At 73.3% G+C, this 19,473-nt stretch carries 18 protein-coding genes; 7 read left to right on the top strand and 11 right to left on the bottom strand.

Going from position 1 to position 19,473, the window contains the following annotated elements:
• Positions 1-99 precede the first annotated feature (99 nt).
• The 3 genes from bla to AB0D01_RS05725 all read right to left on the bottom strand — a co-directional run bounded on the left by bla (position 100) and on the right by AB0D01_RS05725 (position 3,426).
• Entirely contained in the window at positions 100-1,026 is a 927-nt protein-coding gene (bla, locus tag AB0D01_RS05735) for a class A beta-lactamase (protein ID WP_363053762.1), read from the bottom strand.
• 100 nt (positions 1,027-1,126) lie between these two features.
• Positions 1,127-1,867, bottom strand: a complete 741-nt coding sequence (locus AB0D01_RS05730; protein ID WP_363053761.1) for a 2OG-Fe(II) oxygenase — start codon at positions 1,865-1,867, stop codon at positions 1,127-1,129.
• A gap of 119 nt (positions 1,868-1,986) precedes the next feature.
• Positions 1,987-3,426: a hypothetical protein gene (locus AB0D01_RS05725; RefSeq protein WP_363053760.1), complete on the bottom strand. Its 1,440-nt coding sequence runs from the start codon at positions 3,424-3,426 to the stop codon at positions 1,987-1,989.
• Positions 3,427-3,895: 469 nt separating this feature from the next.
• Between AB0D01_RS05725 and AB0D01_RS05720 the strand changes: the two genes are divergently transcribed.
• Positions 3,896-4,858, top strand: coding sequence for an AraC family transcriptional regulator (locus tag AB0D01_RS05720; protein ID WP_363053759.1), 963 nt, complete (start codon positions 3,896-3,898; stop codon positions 4,856-4,858).
• Positions 4,859-5,442: 584 nt separating this feature from the next.
• The gene (locus AB0D01_RS05715; RefSeq protein ID WP_363053758.1) at positions 5,443-6,342 is read left to right on the top strand and encodes a helix-turn-helix transcriptional regulator; all 900 of its coding nucleotides are present in this window, start codon (positions 5,443-5,445) and stop codon (positions 6,340-6,342) included.
• Here the strand turns inward: AB0D01_RS05715 and AB0D01_RS05710 are convergent.
• Together AB0D01_RS05710 and AB0D01_RS05705 are read right to left on the bottom strand one after the other, a co-directional pair.
• Entirely contained in the window at positions 6,303-7,679 is a 1,377-nt protein-coding gene (locus AB0D01_RS05710; protein ID WP_363053757.1) for an MFS transporter, read from the bottom strand. The two genes, AB0D01_RS05715 and AB0D01_RS05710, sit on opposite strands and share 40 nt — an antisense overlap.
• A complete protein-coding gene (locus tag AB0D01_RS05705; RefSeq protein WP_363053756.1) occupies positions 7,676-8,401 on the bottom strand; it encodes a helix-turn-helix domain-containing protein in 726 nt (241 codons plus the stop codon). The genes AB0D01_RS05710 and AB0D01_RS05705 overlap by 4 nt, the downstream gene beginning before the upstream one ends.
• A 172-nt stretch (positions 8,402-8,573) precedes the next feature.
• On the opposite strand from AB0D01_RS05705, the gene AB0D01_RS05700 reads away from it, so the two are divergent.
• The 3 genes from AB0D01_RS05700 (at position 8,574) to AB0D01_RS05690 (ending at position 10,773) form a co-directional block, all read left to right on the top strand.
• Positions 8,574-9,644 carry a PI-PLC domain-containing protein gene (locus tag AB0D01_RS05700; protein WP_363053755.1) on the top strand — a complete coding sequence of 357 codons (1,071 nt, stop codon included), beginning with the start codon at positions 8,574-8,576 and terminating at the stop codon, positions 9,642-9,644.
• Between the two features lie 212 nt (positions 9,645-9,856).
• Positions 9,857-10,432, top strand: a complete 576-nt coding sequence (locus AB0D01_RS05695) for a dihydrofolate reductase family protein (protein WP_363053754.1) — start codon at positions 9,857-9,859, stop codon at positions 10,430-10,432.
• A 149-nt stretch (positions 10,433-10,581) separates the two neighbouring features.
• Entirely contained in the window at positions 10,582-10,773 is a 192-nt protein-coding gene (locus tag AB0D01_RS05690) for a hypothetical protein (protein ID WP_363053753.1), read from the top strand.
• Here the strand turns inward: AB0D01_RS05690 and AB0D01_RS05685 are convergent.
• The gene (locus AB0D01_RS05685) at positions 10,743-12,299 is read right to left on the bottom strand and encodes a hypothetical protein (protein ID WP_363053752.1); all 1,557 of its coding nucleotides are present in this window, start codon (positions 12,297-12,299) and stop codon (positions 10,743-10,745) included. The genes AB0D01_RS05690 and AB0D01_RS05685 overlap by 31 nt on opposite strands.
• Before the next feature lie 77 nt (positions 12,300-12,376).
• Complete coding sequence (gene ligA / locus AB0D01_RS05680) at positions 12,377-14,470, bottom strand: NAD-dependent DNA ligase LigA (protein WP_363054028.1); 2,094 nt, start codon at positions 14,468-14,470, stop codon at positions 12,377-12,379.
• 183 nt (positions 14,471-14,653) lie between these two features.
• On the opposite strand from ligA, the gene AB0D01_RS05675 reads away from it, so the two are divergent.
• Both AB0D01_RS05675 and AB0D01_RS05670 read left to right on the top strand, forming a co-directional pair.
• On the top strand, positions 14,654-14,995 hold the full coding sequence (locus AB0D01_RS05675; protein WP_363053751.1) for a HopJ type III effector protein: 342 nt from the start codon (positions 14,654-14,656) through the stop codon (positions 14,993-14,995).
• A 252-nt stretch (positions 14,996-15,247) separates the two neighbouring features.
• Positions 15,248-15,943, top strand: a complete 696-nt coding sequence (locus AB0D01_RS05670) for a VOC family protein (protein WP_363053750.1) — start codon at positions 15,248-15,250, stop codon at positions 15,941-15,943.
• Positions 15,944-15,990: 47 nt separating this feature from the next.
• On the opposite strand, the gene AB0D01_RS05665 is transcribed toward AB0D01_RS05670, so the two are convergent.
• From AB0D01_RS05665 to AB0D01_RS05650, 4 genes are all read right to left on the bottom strand, one after another.
• Positions 15,991-16,764 (bottom strand): glycosyltransferase family 2 protein, encoded by a 774-nt coding sequence (locus tag AB0D01_RS05665; RefSeq protein ID WP_363053749.1) that lies wholly within the window; start codon positions 16,762-16,764, stop codon positions 15,991-15,993.
• A gap of 124 nt (positions 16,765-16,888) precedes the next feature.
• Positions 16,889-17,299, bottom strand: a complete 411-nt coding sequence (locus AB0D01_RS05660) for a hypothetical protein (RefSeq protein ID WP_363053748.1) — start codon at positions 17,297-17,299, stop codon at positions 16,889-16,891.
• A gap of 189 nt (positions 17,300-17,488) precedes the next feature.
• Positions 17,489-18,517, bottom strand: a complete 1,029-nt coding sequence (locus tag AB0D01_RS05655; RefSeq protein WP_363053747.1) for an HNH endonuclease signature motif containing protein — start codon at positions 18,515-18,517, stop codon at positions 17,489-17,491.
• 130 nt (positions 18,518-18,647) lie between these two features.
• Entirely contained in the window at positions 18,648-19,325 is a 678-nt protein-coding gene (locus AB0D01_RS05650; protein WP_363053746.1) for a maleylpyruvate isomerase family mycothiol-dependent enzyme, read from the bottom strand.
• Between the last annotated feature and the right edge of the window lie 148 nt (positions 19,326-19,473).

Genomic DNA, 19,473 nt, shown 5'->3' with positions numbered 1-19,473 from the left:
GGGTGTCGCCCCGGGGGATCCGGGGGCACGTCCCCATCCGAGCACGTGTCCGGCGGGAGGCCGTTGCCGGCGGGAGGATCGGGCAAGAACCTGCGACCTTTACCCGGCGAAGGCGGCGGCCAGTACGCCGGCCGCGCGGGCCACCAGGGCGTCGTCGGCCGGTGCGTCCCGCGCGGGCTTGGTCGTGAGGACCACCAGGACCAGCGGGGCGCCGTGCGGTCGCCACGCGACGCCCGCGTCGTTGTTCGTGCCGAAGGAGCCGCCGCCCGTCTTGTCCCCCAGCCGCCACTCGCCGGGCAGCCCCGCCCTGAACCTCTTGCCGCTCGTCGTGTTCGCGCACAGCCATTGCGTCAGCAGGGCGCGGTCCGGGCGGTCCAGGGCGTCGCCCAGGACCAGCCTGGCGTACGTGCGGCCGATGGCACGGGGGCTGGTGACGTCGGTCTCGCGGTCCGGTTCGGCACTGTTCAGTTCGGGCTCCCAGCGGTCCAGGCGCGTGACGCGGTCGCCGAGGGAACGGGCGAAGCGGGTGACGGCGGAGGGGCCGCCCAGTTCGCGCAGCAGCAGGTTGGCCGCGGCGTTGTCGCTGTGCGTGATGGCGACCCGGCAGAGCTCGCCGATCGTCAGACCGTTCGCGAGGTTCTCCGGCCGTCCCGTCCACGGGGCGTGGCCCGAACGGTCGGTGTCCGCCCGGGTATAGCGGATGCGGCGGGCCAGGGTCGAGCCGTCGTGGTCGAGGTCGCGCAGCACCGCCGCGGCGGCGAGCGTCTTGAACACCGAGCACACGGGGAAGGGTTCGTCCGCCCGGTGGGCGACGGCCCGGCCGGTACCGGTGTCCAGGGCGTACGCCCCGAGGCGCGCGCCGTGTTCGCGTTCCAGGTCGTCCAGGGCCCGGGCGACCGCGCCCGCGGTGGGCGCCGGGGACCGCGGCGGGTGCGACGAGGCGGGGGCGGGGGCGGCGGCCGTGAGCACGGCGCCGGCCCCCGCGCCGAGTGCGGTCAGGACGGCACGGCGGCGGGTGGGACGCATGGGCACGCTCCTTCTCCCTCTTCCTCTTCCTTCGAAACCTTGCCGATCATGACGCTCGACCCGGTTGCGACGGTTCCGTCCCCTTCGGACCGATTGCCCGTCAGGCGGCCGAACCGGGCCGGCAGAGCCAACCGTTGACGGCGAAGCGGCTGTCCCCGGTCTCCTTGCTGGGGCAGCTGACGGTGCGGACCTCGTGCCACCGGTCGGGCCGGAAGAACACGATGCTGTCGTGGTCCGGCCCCCAGTCCTGCCAGGCCCGGTCCTCCCAGGTCAGGGGCCGTCCGTCGGGGTGCAGTGAGGTGGCCCCGTCGTACACGCGCAGCGCGCCGCCCTCGAAGGGGCGGGGCGTGCGGTGCAGGTAGTACACGAAGGTGAGCAGGCGCCTGGAGGCGAAGTCTAGGGTGCCCACGTCCTGGTGGGCGCGGTAGAAGTCGCCGTCGTTGTGCACGTTCAGGCCGTACGAGATCTCGCTGTTCGGGCAGGAGACGCCGAGGGACTGTTCCACCCAGGGCAGCACCTCGTTGATGGCGGCGAGCAGTTCGGGTGCGGTGAAGGTGCCGTCCGAGCGGGACCGGCGGAAGGTGGGCACCACGTCCCCGTCCCGGATGGTGGAGGCCGTCATGGCGCCGGCGGCGGTGTCGATGGCCCGGTCGAGGAGGCGGCCGGAGGCCCGGGCGCCGAGCAGGTCGGTGATGCGGCAGACCGTGGTCGGCAGTCTCCATACGGCGTCCCGGTGCACCGCCGACCCTCGGCGGGGTTCCGCGGCGGGTTCCGGGACGGTGAGGGGGGTGGGGGTGGCGGTGGGGATGGCGCCGGCGTCGGCTGCCGTCTGCGTCGTCATGCGGGTCCTGCCTGAAGGGGGTTGGGGGGTGGGTCCGCGGGGTGGTCCGCCACGGTGTGCGTCCGTGGCGGACCACCCCGCTGTTCGGGGGTCAGGCCGGGCCGGTCAGACCGAGTGGGTCAGGCCGGGCCGGGCTTGGAGCAGTACGGGACGGGGGACTTGTCCACGACGTACCTGGCGGGTACCCAGCCGCGGTTGCCGGCGAGCCGGTACCAGAGGGCGTTGTCGCCGACCTTCTCGCCCTTCGCCTTGCACTGGAGGGCGACCATGGTGCTCGGCTGGAGGCTGCCGAGCGACCTGTGCCCGGTGGAGGGACCGGACCGGATGGTGAGCGGGTGCTTCGAGACCACCTTGCCCTTGCCGCCGTGGTGGTCCTTCGAGCAGTCGCAGGTTCCGGGCTCGCCCTTGGGGCCGGCCGGGCCGGGGGCCCCGGTGGCGCCCGGGGTGCCGGGCGCTCCCGTCGCGCCCGGGGTGCCCTGCTGCCCCGGCAGGCCGTCCTTGCCGGGGATGCCGGGCTCGCCGTCCGTTCCCGCGGGGCCGGGGGCGCCGTCACTGCCGGGCTGTCCGACCGGGCCCGGGGCGCCGGGCATGCCGGGCGCGCCGTCCGTCCCCGCCGGGCCCGGGGCGCCGTCCTGGCCGGGGGCGCCGTTCGTACCGGGCACACCGTCCTGGCCGGGGGAACCGTTCAGGCCGGGGGCGCCGTTCGTGCCGTCCGCGCCCGGTACGCCGGGCGCGCCTTGGTCGCCCTTCTGACCCGGTAGGCCGTCCTTGCCCGGCGCGCCGGGCGTGCCGTCCGTCCCCGCCGGGCCGGGGGCGCCGTCGTTGCCGGGCGGGCCCACGGGGCCGGGCGCCCCGGTCACCCCGGGCGGACCGGTCATGCCGGGGACGCCGTCGTCGCCCTTCTCGCCGGGCAGGCCCGGCAGGCCCGGGGTGCCGTCCGTCCCGGCAGGGCCGGGGGCGCCGTCGTTGCCCGGCAGGCCCGGGTCGCCCGGGCTGCCCTTGTCGCCGGGCTCGCCCGGGTCGCCCTTCGAGCCCGGCGCACCGTCCGCGCCCGGCGGGCCAGGGGGACCCGGTACCGGGGTCGCCACCGCGAAGGACACCGGCGAGTCCGGGTATCCGGAGTCAATGGCCCATGCGCCGTTCTCCAGCGTCACCCCGCTCGGGGCGCCGGCGTCGACCGTCAGCGGTACCGACAGTCGGGTGCGCGCGTTCGCCGGGAAGGCGGGTTCGTTGCCGACCGGAGCGGTGCACGTCAGCAGCCGGTTGGCGTTCGACAGCGCGCACGGCATGGAGCCGACCACGCCGTCGACGTAGTACTGGTTCGCGGAGAACGTCGTCTGGTCGGGTGCCGTCACGCGGAACGCCGAGACGGGAGCGGCTCCCGCTCCGTTCGTTCCGACGATGGTGGCCTGGCCCGATTGGCCGGGCTGGATGAGCGGCACGTACGGCTGGTCGAACCGCATGGTCGCGGCATCGGCGAACGCGGGAGCCATCGGGGCGGCCATCGTTCCGGTGACGAACGCGACCACCATCACTGCGTACATCTGCCTTCGGGACATGTCTCCTCTTCTCGCGTCTACTCGCGTCCTTCGCGCGGGTCAGCGGCTGGTGCCGGCGCTCCGCGGTCCGCGGCCATGACCGCGGCCATGACCGTACGAGTCGGGAAGATTCATACAGAAAAACGGGCAATCCGACCCTCGACACGCCTGTAGAAGCATTCGATCGGCCAACAACGGACCATCGGCCGCCGGAAACAAGCGCTGTACAGAAAACGAAACCCTTCGCCGAGAGCCCGAAGAAAATGACGGAACAAACGGGACGGACGAAATGAGGAAAACGAGAAGGAGGGACGGAATACGAAGTCCAACGGATATCCGGCCCCGGTCCGCAGGAACCCGATCGGGTGAACGCGGGCGCGTACCGGCCCGTAGCCACCAGGCCCGCCGCGACGCTCTGGCGCACACACCGCAGGACACCCGGAACACCGGCACACCGGGTCGGGACGGGTCAGGTCGAGGTCAGGTAGACGTGGAACAGCTCATCTCGCACTCCGACGGCGACATCGAGGACTTCCTCGCCCGCGCGGGATTCCCCCGGGCCCGCCTGGAGTCCCGGGAGGGTTCGGATTCGGGCCCGGCGACGCGCATCTCGCGCGTCAGTTCCGGGGTCCTGGTCCTCGACGAGGCCCGGTACGCGTGCTCGTTCTCGTTCGACTTCGACACGATGGACGGCGTGCTGACCGCGTTGATCCACTCCGGGACGGTCACGTACCGAAGCGGATCGAGGAGGGAGACGTACTGCGGAGGCGACGTCGCCTTCCTACCCCCCACCTCGGGCCCCTGCTCGGGCACGGTCAGGAGCATGGAGACGACGGGAACCATCCTGGACCCCGTACTGCTGCGGAACACCGCTCCGGCCGGCGCCGCCGAGGTCGACAGGGGCGTGCGCTTCACCGCGCACCGACCGCATTCGCCCGCCGCCGCGCAGCTCGTCCGGGCGGCGCTGCTCTACCTGCGGGACGGTGTGCTCGCCAATCCCCTCGCCCGGCAGTCGCCGTTGCTGGTCGCTTCGGCGGGCCAGGTCCTGGCCCACGCCTTGCTGACGGCGTTCCCCAACGACGTCGTGGAGGCGGAGCCGGCCCTGACCGACACGCGGGACGGCAACCGCGCGGCGTTGGAGCGGGCGGTGCGGTTCATCGAGGAGAACGCCCATCGCGAGGTGGGGCTCGGCGACATCGCCCGCGCCGCGCGGGTCACCCCGCGGGCACTCCAGTACGCGTTCTCCCGCCACGGGGACTGTTCGCCGTACGGGTACCTGCGCCGCGTCCGTCTGGCACGCGCCCACTCCGACCTCAAGGCCGCGCAGCCCGGCGGGGGCGAATCGGTCAGGCGGATCGCCGCCCGGTGGGGGTTCTCCAACCCGGGCCGGTTCGCCGCCGCGTACCGGGCCGCGTACGGGGTCGATCCGGCGACGACCCTGCGGTTCTGGTGAAGCCCCCGAGTCGGCCGGAAGGGCCTCGAAAAACCAATTCCCCGTCGTCATGTCATCTCGATTGTGCCGCTCGACGGAAACGGCGGGGGCAAGTGAGCGAATGAGTGGGGAATCGACTTGGCCCTATTCATCCGGGCGGTCGGGAATGACCCGCGGTCCGAAACCGGACCGCAATTCACGCTTCACGTTCCACGAAGGCGGGTCCCATGTACGAACGGCACCGGAGCGACTCCCGTCGCCCGTCGGACGCTCGTCCGATGGGGGGACCTTCGCGATGTGTCCTTCCACGGGGCGTCGATTCCCCCGTCCGGAGCATCGCGTGGACACGGCGAGCGGCGGCAGCGGGCCGCTCGCGTGCCGGCCCCTTCGTTTTCCGTCCCGGTGTCCCACGGCATCCGGGCCGCCACCGCGTCGGCCGTCGGTGACGCTCCGGTGTCTCGGCCAGAATCTGCCTGCGGCGATCCCGAGGGCCGAGCCCCCGAGGCCGAGCCCCGAGGTCCGCTTCGCCGCCCGGGACCGAAACGGAGACTTGGTTGAGAAGGGTGTGCTTCGAGAGCCGAAGCCTTGAGGCCGCGGAGGAGTTCATGTCGGCCCACTACGCCCCCGTGCGGGTCTCCGGTGAGGTCGTGGATCCCGCGACCGCCATCGTCCGAAGGGTGTCCCCCCGAATCAGTGTGGACCAGCTCGACTTCCGGTACGGCTTCTCGTTCGACGCGGAACCCCTCGACCACCTCTGCGTGCTGAGCATCCGTCGGGGAACGGTCACGGTCCTGCGGGAATCCGGTGCGGCGGACACCTGCGGGCCGGGGAACGTGATGATCCCCAGCCTGCCCGGGCAGCCCTACCGGGGCCGCGCCGCGCAGTCCGGTTACACGGCCGTCCTCCTCCATCCCTCCGTCCTCCACCGGGTGGCGGGGACCGAGGAGGACTCCCCCTGCCCCGTGAGCGGATTCCGCGCGGTCTCCCGCGCCGCCGAGGACCGTCTCTCCATGGCCGTCTCCTACCTGGGTTCCATGGCGGAGTCGCCGGGTTCGGAGGCCTGGGACAGCGCGCTGGTGATGCGGACCGCCGCGGAGCACCTGGCGGCGATCGTCCTGGACTCCTTCCCCCGTCGCGCGGGCGAGGAGGAGCTCTCGCTCACGGAGACGAGGTCCGCGCACGCGGGGACGTGGCAACGCGCGGTGCGGTTCATCGAGGAGAACGCCGACCGGGCGATCGGCATCGCGGACATCGCGCGGGCGGCCAAGGTCACCCCACGGGCCGTCCAGTACGCCTTCGCCCGGCACGCAGGGACGACGCCGCTGGCCTGTCTGCGCACGGCGCGGCTGGCCTGCGCCCACGCGGACCTCTCCTCGGCGGAGCCGGGCCCGGTGACGGTGGCCCAGGTCGCCGCGCGGTGGGGGTTCTCGCACCCGGGTCGCTTCTCGGCGCTCTACCGGCAGGCCTACGGCGTCCCGCCGTCCGTCACCCTCAACCGCCGCTGATCCGCGCTCCGTTGCGGGGCGGGCCCGTCCGGGTCGGCGGGGACGGTCCCGCTCCGGCGGATCCCCCACAGGAACGCCGCGGCGACCAGCGCGGCGAGGGCCGGCAGCCACGGCAGGGGACCCGGCGTCATGCTTCCGGCGGCCATCCCGCTGAGCGCGCCGGTCAGTTGCAGGGCGAGCGACTGGACGGACAGGGCGGTGGCGCGCCCCGCGGCGGGGACCCGGCGGTGCAGGAGGTCGTTCTCGTTGGGGCCCGCCGTACCGAGACCGAGGTACACCAGGCCGTAGCCACCGGCCGCGAGGAGCGAGGGGACGGGGCCCGTGAGGTCGGTGCCCGCGCCTACGGCGAGCAGGAGCAGGCCGCCCGCGGCGACGCCGAGGCCCAGCAGGACCGCGCGCTCGCCGCCGCCCGCGAGACGGGCGGCGCGCGGCGCGAGTTGGCTCCCGACGGCCGAGCAGACGAAGCCGGCGCAGGCGAGTGCGGCGAAGAGCATCGCCCCCGATTCCGGTGCGCCCGTGAGCGCCGCGGCCCGGCCGGGTGTCAGCAGTTCGATCGTGGCCAGGGCGCTGCCGGCGGCCGCCGCGCCGAACAGCACGCGGCGGACGAGGACGTCGCGTCCGCCGAGGCGCAGTCCCTCGGCGACGGTGGCGGGGATGCCGCGCAGGAGGGAGCGCTGTGTGCCGGGCGGGCGGGGTGGCCGGGGCGGCTCGGGCAGGGCCGTGAGGACGTAGAGCACGAAGGCGATCTCGATCACGGCGGCCGCCAGGGGCGGGACGGCGAGCGGGATCACCGGGCCCGACGCCTCCCGGCCGGGGCCGGCGGCCAGGTCGGGGACGCGGGCGAGCAGCCAGGGGAGGGCGCCGCCGAGGAGGGTTCCGGCGGCGAGCGCGGCGGAGGAGGCGGCGTCCCCGCGGGCGAGTCCGGTGCGCAGGTCGGCGTCGGGGCCGGAGTGTGCCTGGACGGTGTCGACGTACCAGGCCTCGGTGGGCCCGCTGGACAGGGCGCGTGCGGCGCCCATGAGGGCCATGCCGAGGGTGAGGACCCAGGGTGCGGTGCCCAGGCCCTGGAGGGTGAAGGCGGCCAGGTTCAACAGTCCGGCCGCCGCCAGGACGGGGCGACGGCCGACCACGTCGGAGAGGCCGCCGGTGGGCAGTTCCAGGGCGGCCGCGGTGAGGGAGTGGGCGACGAAGAAGCCGGCGATGGCGGGGAGGGGGATGCCGCGTTCGGTGAAGAGGAGGACGAGGGGGGTGACGGCCAGGCCCAGGGGGAGCCAGTAGAGGGCGCAGGCGGTCGCGTAGCGGCGTCGTGCGGTGAGAGGACCCGGCGGCCTGGTCACGGCGCCGCCCCGGTGTCCGTCCGCGACGGGTCGGGGGCGTACGGAACCGGCTGGTCGGGGTGGACGTCGGGCCGCTCGTCGGCCTGGGCGCCGGCCCGCGCGTCGGCCTGCCCGTCGGCCCGCTCGTCGGGGTCGTGGGGGGCGAGCGGCAGTCCGGCGGCGACGAACACCACTCGCGCGGCGCGGGGATCGTCCTCGTCCCGTCGGGTCAGTTCCTCCAGCTTCCGCTCGATCGTGTCCCAGAGTTCGGTGAGCGACTCGGGGGTGAGGCGGGGCATCAGGTCGCTGATCCCGGCCGGTTCCCGCCAGCTCGGGTCCAGCCGCCCTGCGGCGGTGTCCGCCTCGTGCCGCAGCAGCGACGCGCGCAGGTGCTCGACCTGGGCCCCGCGGGTGAAGTTGACGAAGGCCCGGACCCGGCTGTCGGGGGAGGCCTCCATCGCGCTGTTGCTCCAGGAGGTCGTGGCGTGCACCGCCCGCCAGCGGCGCTCCCGTCCGTCGCGGTGCTCGGCCTCGGCGACGAACGCGTACCTGGCCAGGACCCGCAGGTGGTAGCTCGTGGAGGCGGAGGACTCCGCGGTCCTGACGGCGAGTTCGCTCGCGGTCGCCGGGCCGTCCTCGCGCAGGAGTCCGAGGAGCTTGATGCGCAGGGGATGCGTGAGGGCCTTCAGGGCCGCGGCATCGCGCTCGGGGTCGAGGACCCGTGTGTGTTCTTCTCCGGCCATGGAGGGAGGTTAGGACGCCCGGGAAGGTTTCCAAAACTCTTTTTGCAGAGTTTCCTTTGGGGAATCCGGGGAGGCCGGGGAGCCCTACGGCTTCGGGGAGTCCGACGGCGGGATTCGGCCGATGCCGTCCGCGGGGAGGCGCCCGCCCCCGGCGCGCGCTACCCTCCCCGCCATGATTGACATGAACACGCCCTCCAGGGGCGCGGGGCGCGGACGTAACCGCACCTCACCGGCGCGAAGAGCCGGCCTGCGACTCCTGCTCTGCCTCCTCCTGTTGACCCTCCTCGGCGCACCGGGCGCCGCCGCGGCCACGCCCCCCGCCCCCTCCCCCGCCGCCCCGCCGACGGCCGAGACCACCGCACGCTGGGGCGAGCGCCGCCTCGACGAGGTCTCCTTCCTCACCACCCACAACTCCTTCACCAACTACGAGGACTCCCGCTGGAGTTCGGTCAACCAGTCCGAGTCGGTGCGCGCCCAGCTCGAAGGCGGCGTCCGCGGCCTGAGCCTGGACACGCACTGGTACGAGCGCAGCACCTGGCTGTGCGTCATCAGCTTCGGCAGCGACTGCTACCCGAGCGACGTGTACCTGTGCCACGGCGACTGCAAGACATTCGCCGGGGCGACGTACGCGCTGCCGAGGCAGTCCTTCCACGGCACCCTGCAGACCGTGGTGGACTTCCTGGCCGCCCATCCGCAGGAGGTGGTGACCGTCTTCCTGGAGGACTACGTCGACGCCGAGCAACTCCGGCGGTCCCTGGGCAAGGTCCGCGGGCTCGACGGGCTGCTGTTCCGGCCGGACCAGTGGGACGTCCGGCAGCGGGGCTGGCCGAAGGTGGCCGACCTCGTCACCACCGGCCGACGCCTGCTCGTCTTCTCGGACCGGTCCGACCGCGAACACCTGGGCGTCATGTACGACAGGTCCTGGACGGTCAGCAACTACTGGAGCCTCGGCGACCTGGGCAACGACCTCGCGTGCGTCACCCGCTGGCCCGACGTGCCCCTGGACCGACAGGAGCCCGGATTCCGGAGGCTGTTCACGATGAGCCACCACCGCAACGTGCCCACCGTGCTCACCGCCGCCCTCGACAACGGCGCCAAGCTGCGCGACCGCGTCGCGGGGCAGTGCCGCACGGCGAGCGGCGGGCGCGACCCGAACTTCGTCTCCGTCGACTTCCACCGCCTGTCCGACGGCAGCGGCCACACCCCCGCCTCCGTCGTCGGGGAGCTCAACTCCCGCCCGTGAGGCACCCCGACGCCGCCCGGGCCGTCGTTGCGTTGAGGCGCAGGCCCATTGCGCCGATTTCCGGGCGCTGAGCTGCGATGGAGCCGCCGCGGCGCCCCGGGTTCATTGCCGATCCACGAAACGATACGTACCGTCTCTCCTCAACGAAGCGATGGGTACGGAGCCCGGGCACGGCGCCCGGGCTCCGTCCGATGGTGAGGAGCCGCAACGCCATGCGAAAGACCGTCAACTCCACGTACGTCTCCCTCGACGGCGACACCGAGCGGATCGACCAGTGGTCCTTCGAGTACTGGAGCGATGACCTGGAGCGCTACGCGCACCGACTGCTGTTCGCCGCCGACGCGTTGCTGATGGGCCGCGAGACGTACGTGAACTTCGCCGCCGCGTGGTCGGAGCGCGCCGGGGCGGACGCGTTCGCGGACCGCATGAACGAGATCGCCAAGTACGTGGTCTCCGACACCCTGGAGGGCGGCGACTGGGGCGACACCACGATCATCCCCCGGGACCGCGCCGCCGAGGAGATCGCGCGGCTCAAGGAGCGGCCGGGCGGGGACATCCTCCTGTACGGCTTCGGGCCCGTCGCCGAGAACCTGCTGACGCACGACCTCCTCGACGAAGTCCACTTCTGGGTGCACCCGGTCATCGCGGGCACCGGGGCCGGTGGCGGCGCCGGCACCACGGGCGCGCAGGGCTCACTGCGGCGCCTGCGGCACACCGGCACCACGCCCATGGACTCCGGCGTCGTGGTCCTCACCTACGAGCCCGCGGCCCCCACCGCCCCCGCGTAGCCGGCCGGGGCCGCGCGCGGGGAGCGGCCGAGCCCCGGGAGCGCGGCCCCCGGACGTCCTCCGGCCGATCGTCCACACGCAGGACAGCCGACGTGGCCACCGGGTGGTGTCCTGGAGGGAGCCCGATCCGATCCTCCGAAGGAGGCACCATGAACACCGCCACCACGGACACCACCGGCGCGACGGTCCGGGACTCCGGCCTGCTCGCCCTCACCGCGCTTCCCACCTGGCGATCGCTGGCCGACCTCACGCTCCGAGGCGGCGCCTGCGGCCAACTGTGCGCCCACGGCTGCCTCACGCCGTCCACCACTCACGTGCCCGTCCGACACCCCGCGCCGTAACCGGGAGCGGGGGGCGCGACGCCGTCCGGGCAGAGGTCGAGGAGCGCGTGCATGCGGGCGGCGGGGAGGGAGGGGTTGGCGGCCGCGCCCTCCGCGGCACCAGGGCGGGCGAGGAGGGTGTCCAGGGATTCCGGCGTCAGGTTCGGATGGGCGGCGGCGGCCCTGGACACCGACGCGTCGGGGTCCTCCACCGGGGGCCGGGACAGGGCCGGATCGGCCGCGGCCAGCGCGCGCACCTCGGGGTCCGGGTGATCGAGGAGGTGGACGCGTCCGGTACGGGGGAACGCGGGCAGCGTCAGCAGGTGCGGGCGGTGCGCCGGGCGGGTGACGAACACGTCCAGGAGGAGCTGCGGCGGGGCGAGGGGGTGGTGGCAGGCGAGGCGGATCCGTACCTCCTCGTCCTCGTCGTGCGCGAGCGTGCCGACGAGCTCTTCGGGCAGGCCGGGCCAGGCCGCCGCCACCCGGCGCAGGACCGGCTCCATCGACACCGCGCAGGCGGCGAACCACGCGGGCGAAGGCTCGGTGAGCCGTTCCGGGTCCGGGTCCGGGTCCGGGCCTGCGAACGGTTCCGTGATCGGGCAGGTGCAGTCCAGACCGTGCCCGATGATCCGTTCGATCGCCCGGTACTCCGCCCAGGTGCGGGGGAAGGGGTGCAGACGCGCGCGCCTCCGCACGGACGCGTCCGGGTCCTCCTCCAGCCTCGCCACCAGGTCCGGTGCCAGGTCGGGCCGGGCGGCGACCCTCGCGCGGACCCCGGCCTCGGGATGGCGGGCGAGCCGGGCGAGCGCGTCGGCCGGCGTGTGCCGGTTCCAGGTCAGCGGGTACACCTCGTCGGCGGCCAGGCACTGCTCGACGACGGCGCGAGACAGGGGGTACGCGCCGAGCACGTGCGACCTGCCGTGCGCGCCGAAGGAGGGCAGCTTGGCCTCCACCCCTTCCGGGTCCAGCTCCCACACGCTCTCCCGGGCCGCTTCGCGTACGGCGGGGTCGGGGTCGTCGAGCAGGGCCTCGCGCTGTGCGGGGGTGAGCGACCGCCAGTTCCAGGTGGCGCGGACGCGGAGCCGGGGGTGCTCGTGGTCGGCCATGGAGCGGTGGAAGGAGGCGGGGATCTGGCGGGAGAAGTCGAGTTCCTGGGCGATCTCGTGCTCGGTGAGCATGCGGTCCTCGCCCCCGTCCCGGGCGGTCAGGAGGGTGACGAGGATGTCGTCCGGCAGGGGTCGGACCCGTCGGGGGCGGGGGCGGGGGCCGCCGGCGAGCCGCCCGCGGACGATCCCGGACGGGTCGCTCGCCAGGGGCGCGAGCCGCGAGGGGTCGACGTACCGGTTGCCGGCGAGCGCGCGGCGGACGGCTCGCGCGGGATGGCGGAGGGCGACGTCGACGACCTCGTCCGGAAGGTCGCGTCCCTCGCACATCAGCAGTGCGGCCGGGCCGGCCTCGGGGCCCAGCAGGCGCACCAACACGTCGGAGGGCGCTGCCGGGTTGAGGGCGATGCCGCGCAGCCACGCCGCGTACGGGGATTCGTGCATCGGATCATCGTGCCGGCTCCCGCCGCCCGGACCGGGCCCCGGCGGAGGGGCCCGATGGCCGGACGGGGGCCCTGCGCCTACGTGGTGGGCAGGAGATCGGCGACGAGGGCGGCGAACTCCTCCGGGTCGAGGATGCGGATGCCCAGTTCCTCGGCCTTGGCGCGCTTGGAGCCGGCCTTCTCGCCCGCCACCACCAGGGTGGTGCGCTTGGACACCGACGAGGACGCCTTTCCGCCGGCGCGCTCGATCAGCTCGTTCATCTCGTTGCGGGACAGGACCGCGAGGGGGCCGGTCATGGAGCCGGTCACCACGACGGCCTGCCCGGCCAGCGGGCCGCCCGCCGGGGCCCGTCCGCCGTCGGCGCCCTCCGCGCCCTCCGCGCCGTCCGTGCCTTCGGCGTCGGTCGCGGCCGGGGCGGGCTTCTGCGGCTCGGTGACCTGGATGCCGACGCGCTGGGCCTGGAGTCTGTCGAGGAGCGGGGCGAGTTCGAGGAGTTCGGCCGCGATGACGCGGGCCTTCTCGGAGCCGATGCCGTCGACCCCGGCCAGGGTGTCCGCGTCGGCGGCCCGGATCGCGGCCATCGAGCCGAAGTGCGCGGCGATCCGGCGGGACATCGTACGTCCGGTGCCGCGGACGCCGAGGGCGCAGAACACGCGGCTCAGCGCGGCCCCGCGGGCGGTCTCGATGGCGGCGAGGAGGTTGGTGGCGCTGGTCTCGCCCATCCGTTCCAGGCCGAGGAGTTGCTCGCGGGTCAGGGTGAACAGGTCGGCGACGTCCTTGACCAGGCCGGCCTCCACGAGCTGGACGGCGCGGGTGCCGCCGAGGCCCTCGATGTCGAGCTGGTCGCGGCCGGCCGCGTAGATCACCGAGGCCACCGCCTGGCAGCTCCGGCCGCGCACGCACCGCCACCGCTGCTCGCTGGTGTCGATCGCGTCGCCGCAGCGGGGGCAGGCCTCGGGGAAGAGGATCGGGCTCTCGGCGCCGGTGCGCTGGTCGACCAGCGGTGCCTCGACCCGGGGGATCACGTCGCCGGCGCGGTACACGAACACCTGGTCGCCGATCATGAGCCCGCGACGGGTGATGTCGGACGGGTTGTGGAGCGTGGCGTACGTGACCGTCACGCCGTCGATGACCACGGGCTCCAGGACGGCGCGCGGGGCGATGATCCCGGTCCGGCCGACGTTCCATTCCACCGCCAGCAGGCGCGTCACCTTGTGTTCGGCAGCCAGTTTGCGGGCGACCGCCCACCTCGGGGCGCGCGAGCCGTTGCCGGCCTGCCTCTGGTCCTCGGCCGTGTCGGCCTTGACGACGACCCCGTCGATCCCGAACGGCAGGTCCCCGCGCAGGCCGGCGATCACGTCGATGCGTTCCTGTACCTGCTCCACGGTCTCGCACCGCATCGGTGCGGCGGCCGTGGTGGCGGCGGTGTTCGCGCCGAGCGCGGCCAGCTTCTCCAGCAGGGCGACGTGGCCGAGGTCGTCCAGGCCGATCGCGCTGTAGGCGAAGAGGGTCAACTCGATCCGGTAGGGGCGGTCCTTGGCCCGCAGGGTGCCGGCCGCTCCGCTGCGCGGGTGCGCGAAGGGCGTGGCCTCGTGGGCGAGCCGGATCCGGTTGGCCTCCTCGAACTGCGCGGTCGTCAGCAGCACCTCGCCGCGCAGCTCGACGTCGATCGGCTCGGTGAGGACGGGCGGCAGACCGAGGACGGCGTCGGCGGCGTGGGTGATGTCCTCGCCGGCCAGTCCGTCGCCACGGGTGAGGAGCTGGACGAGGCGACCGGCCCGGTAGCGGGCGGCCACCGCGAGGCCGTCGAGCTTCGGCTCCACGCACCAGCCGGCCACGGGGTGCCCGAGGCGGCGTTCCAGTCCGGCGGCCCATTCGGCGAGCTCGTCGGCGTCGAAGACGTTGTCGAGGGAGAGCATCGGCACCGAGTGCGGTACGTCGCCCTGCACGGCCCCGCCGGCCACCTTCCCGGTCGGCGACTCGGCGAGCACCTCGTCCGGGTGGGTCTCCTCGTAGGCCGCGATGGCGCGCAGCAGCCCGTCGTACTCGTCGTCGCCGAGCGGGGTGGTTCCGTCGCCGTAGTACGCGGCCGACGCCGCGACGGCGGTGGTCACGGCCTCGACGTAGGCGGCGGGAGTGAGGAGGGCACTGTTTTCGGTCATGAAGGTCATCATGCGGCCCGGCACTGACAACGCCCCCGCCCGACCCGGCCGGTCGCGTGGTCGCATGCTGTGACCTGCGAAGATGCCGCTCGTTCCGGCATGTGGCGCGATACCTGCCGGGGCCCGCGCGGGGGGTATCGTCGTCCGGTCACGGACGGCGATCGGCCGTCCGTCCAACCCTGGGGAGCCGACATGACCGATCTGAACTCGCTGCGGGCGAGCCTCGCGTCGGGCGAGCACGCGTTCGCCGACACCCTGGCCTTCGTCGCCGCGCACTACGAGTACCGGCCGCAGGCGTTCCGCAACGGTGAGCTGGAGAACGCCGCGGGCACGAACGAGGGTTCCTGCAAGACGCTGGGCCTGGCCCTGCTGGAGGGGTTGAGCGACGAGGAGGCGCTGCTGGCGTTCGGCGAGTACTACCGCGGTGTGCTGGCGACGCCGAACGACACCGACCACGGCAACATCCGCAACCTCATGGCCCACGGCCTGGCGGGTGTGACCTTCGCGGAGCAGCCGCTGACCCCCAAGGGCTGAACGGCGGGGCCCGACCGCCGGGATGTCGGCGTCGGGAGGGCGTGACCGAAGGGCCGATGAATCGTTTATCCGTATCGTCGCGTCAGTGCACGACCGCTCCCCCCCTTGCGGTGACGTCGACTACCGGCCCCGGGACGCCCCCCGTCCCGGGGCCCCGTCGTGGCCGGCCGGCCCGCCGAGGGCCGCGCGGCCGGGCCCGGGGCCGTGGAGAGTGGCCGACGGAGCGTGGCGGCCGGCTGCGAGGATGCGGGCATGGAACGAGCACTGAGTCGACGGGAGGCGTCCGAGGCGGTCCACGACCACGGCTGGCGCTACCTGTTGGGCACCTTGCGCACGTCGGTCCCGGTCGAATCGTTGGCCCGGGCGATCGCCCTGGCGGCGGACGCCGTCGCGGTGTGCGGCGACGACGCCGATCGCCACCTCCGGGTCGACGCCCGGCCCGAGCTCCTCGTGCTCACCCTGCAGTCCCTGGACCACGCGACGGTGACCACCCGGGACGTCGAGCTCGCGCGGCGGATCTCCGCCGCCGTCGAGGAGGCCGGGACGGCGATGACGCGGCCCGAGGTCGGCACGGGGGCGCCTCGATCGGTCCAGATCCTGGAGATCGCGATCGACGCCCTGGACATCGCCGGGATCCGGCCGTTCTGGAAGGCGGTGCTGGGCTACGCCGACGAGCCGGGCGCCGAGGGACCGCAGGACGCGTTGGTCGACCCCGTCGGGCAGGGCCCGGCGATCTGGTTCCAGCGGATGGATCGGGCACGCCCCCAGCGCAACCGCATCCACTTCGACGTCTGCGTTCCCCACGACGAGGCGCCCCGGCGGATCGAGGCCGCGCTGGCGGCCGGAGGGCGACTGGTGTCCGCGACCCGCGCCCCCGCGTTCTGGGTGCTCGCCGACGCGGAGGGCAACGAGGCCTGCGTGACCACCTGGCAGGGCCGGGACGGCTGAGCGTCACGCGCCGAACCCTCGCCGGCACGGGTCCGACGGCCCCTCGTCTAGATCCGCGACTTCCGCACCGAGTGCCAGGCCGCCCCGCCCAGGGCCCGGGCCGACCGGAACACCGAGAGGTGCTCGTGCCGGCGGTAGAGGTTCCAGTTGTACGGGATCAGCGACAGCTTGTTCGACGAGAGCGAGCCGGGCCGCTGCGCCCGGTACACGGCCAGCGGTTCCCGCAGGGCCCGCGCGACGGTCCCGTCCCGCATGATCGACAGCCAGAGCGCGTAGTCCTGCCGCTTCGGCATGTCCGGCATCAGCCTCGTCCCGACCACCCGGCGGTCGTACATGGCGGTCAGGGCGCCGATGTGGTCCTGGACCAGCATCGCGCGGTAGTCCACGCGCTCCGGCGCCCACACCACGCGCCCGTTGGGCACGAAGTCGGCGGCCTCGCCCTCGTACAGGGCGTCCATCTTGTAGTACGAGGTGAACGTGAGGGGCGTCCCGGCCGTCGCCGCGAAGGCGATCTGCTTCTCCAGCTTCGTCGGCAGCCACATGTCGTCGCTGTCCAGGAAGGCGACGTAGTCACCCCGGGCCCGCTCGATGGCCAGGTTGCGGGCGCGCGCGGCGCCGCCCTGCCGGGCCGCCGCCTCCGGCAGGACCCGCTCGTCCCGGCCTGCGAACTCCCTCAGCAGATCCATCGAACCGTCCGTGGAACCGTCGTCCGTGATGAGCAGTTCGACGTCGGTGTGGGTCTGCGCGAGCACCGACCGTACGGCGGGCCCGAGCGTGGCCGCCGCGTTGTACACCGGCATCACCACGGAAACGAGGGGCACAGCGGTGCTCCTTACCCGACTCCGGTCGGAGTCGTCGTGAAAGTCGTCGTCGGCGGCCCAGGCTACGCGGGACGCCGCCCGCCGTACGCCCCGCCCGCTCGGGCACCTCCGGGCGGGGCGGCGCCTACGGCGCGGGGACCTTCTTGAGCACCATGGCCGGCGGCTCGTCCGGATCCCGGAACTCGACCTCGCCCCGCCAGGGGACGTAGAGCTGGATGCCGCCGATCCTCCCGAGCCCATCGTCCTCGATGTTCAGGTAGACGAAGTCGCTCATCGTGGTGCTCTCCATGTACTCCCAATTCCCGCTGAAGTCGGTGGGCCCGGAGTTCCGGTACGGCGTGACGTCGGTGGCGGAGAACGTTCCGTCGGAGCCGAGCCGGACCTCCCCGCCGGTCTTCTCGTTGCGGTACACGCCCGGCAGTTGGGCGGGGTCCACCACGAACGCCGCGCACCCGGAGGTGAACGCGGCGGAGGCGACCAGCAGGGCGCCGAGCCAACGCCCGCCCGTCCTCCCCCGCCTGGACCCCGTACGCATCACCACAGTCCTCACCCCACACACCAGACGTCCGAACCGACGATCACACCATATTTGAACACGCTCAAAAATGCCCACTCGAGGCGAGGTACGTGACACTGCGGCACCCTCCCCACGGCCACCCCCACCCGAGCCCGACCCCCACCGGGCCTGCCGGGGCCGAGAGCCCGGCACCTCACGCGGTCACGCTCATACCGTCCATCGCCGGTGGGCGGCACGAGCCACGTCGACGAGTTGCCGCCGCAGTTGCTCGCGCCGGGAGCCCCGCGTCTTCATGGCGTGGCAGTTCGGGCAGAGCGCAACCATCTGTTCCGGATGGTCACGGCCCCCCTCCGCCAGGGGGTGGACATGATCGACTTCCAGGATCGCGGCGCCCTGCTCCGTGACGTCGGTGGGCTGTCCGGTACAACCAGGATTCTCGCAACGGCCCTCGCAGCGGAGCAGCACGGCCTCGCGCGCTGAACTCAACCTGTGGGGAAGGTTCACGGTCCGTTCGTTCCGCCGACCCGAGGTGGAATCCGGCCGCTGCTCGATGCGGGCGACCAACTCGCGGTACCGCCCACTGCCTTGGACGAGTGCGACGCCGGCGGGGCGCGCTGCGGACTGCTCCGCTACGGAGCGCCCTCGCAAACCCTGCTCGCACTGTTGATGCCGTGCCCTGCCGGAGGGCAGGGCCTTCCCGCAGACCGGGCAGGCCGGTTGCTGCTTGGGGAGAGCGGGCGTCCCGGCGGTGGATACGGGTGCTGCCTTCGCCCTTTCCCCACGAGGGCTGGGATTGCCGAGTGCGGGCCCGAGGAGCGGGGACAGAGTCGTGTGGACGTACCGGATCCAATCCGCCGCTCGGGTGCAGGAGGCCTGACGCGCATCGGGCGAGTGCCCGTGAGCCACCCAGCGGATCGGTTCTTCGCTGGTCACGATGATCTGACGGCCAGACACGTGGAGGCCGGTGCCGCTCCAAGGGTTCTCGCGCAGAGCGGTTTCGACGGCGCGCAACGCCTCACCGTTTCCCTGACTGCTGAAGGCGAAGGTGACCTTGGGATAGCGCCCCATGTCGATGGAGGCGGTTGCCGAGAAGGGGCTGCCGGCGGCTCCGCCGAGAATCACCCCCGGGCCGACCCGCACCCAATCCGCGTCCACGAGGGCAAGGATGCGGAGGAATTCGTACAGTTCCTCTCTCAGCGCCTTCGCGTCGGAGTTCATCTTCTTCTTGCGGGTCAAGATCCCCTCCCCGGAATCAGTCCGGCGCGGACCTGCCCATCGGACCGTGTCGGCGCCCGGCCGAGGCCCGAAACCGAACTCGGCAGGAACGTACCCCAGCCACGGCGCCGGGGAGCGGCGGGGGCCCGGATCAGGCCCGGGCGGCGAGGTAGCGGTCGCGCTGGGCGCCGCGGAGGTGGCCCGCGGGGAGCCGTCGGCCGTAGGCGACGAGGAGGAGGTCCTGCGCGGCTCCGGACAGGGGTGTTCCGGTGCCGAAGGACCAGTCGAGGTCGTCGGCGCGCAGGGCTGTGCCGTCCAGGTCGGCCCCGAAGAACCTGACGGTCCTGGCGTCGACCCCCTCCAGGAGGATGCGCAGGCGGTCCTCGGGGACGCGGCGGTCCAGGCCCAGGGCGACCGTGATGTCCAGGCCGTGGATCACGTCGTGGCCCAGGGCCGCCGCGATCCCGCCGACCGGGGGCTTCCAGGGGTGGTCCGCGTTGTCGGCCAGGAACGCGGCGAGCTCACGCGTCGAATGGCCGGCCGCGTCCCTGCGGGCGCACCGGTCGGTCATCCGGTGGAGACTGCCGCGCGCCGCGATCAGTTCCCGCGCGATCCTGGAGCGCGTGTACCGGAACCCGAGGGACATGTGGGCCGCGACCTCCCTCACCCGCCATCCGCCGCACAGGGTCGGCGCGTTCCACTGCTCGCTCGACAAACCGTCCAGCACGGCCGCCAACTCCCTGCGCTCGGCAGCGATCGCCGCCTTGATCGCCGTCCTGGTCGCCGCCTTGGTCTCCGCCGTCGGCCTGCGGTGCGTCGTGTTCTCCATGGCCCCAGGCTCTCGACAGACCGGCCATAAGTCCAAGAGTTTGCGCGTCTCGCCGCTAAGGGTTGTCCCGTAAATGATCTTTGAGTTGCCTCGGGGATAGTGGGCTGCTGTACCGCCCGTAGGCCTATCCGGCGAGGGCGAGGTTGTG

It is taken from the genome of Streptomyces sp. NPDC048606, from assembly GCF_040650855.1.
In the GTDB taxonomy this organism is placed as follows: domain Bacteria; phylum Actinomycetota; class Actinomycetes; order Streptomycetales; family Streptomycetaceae; genus Streptomyces.
This window is presented reverse-complemented; position numbering and strand designations above follow the sequence as displayed.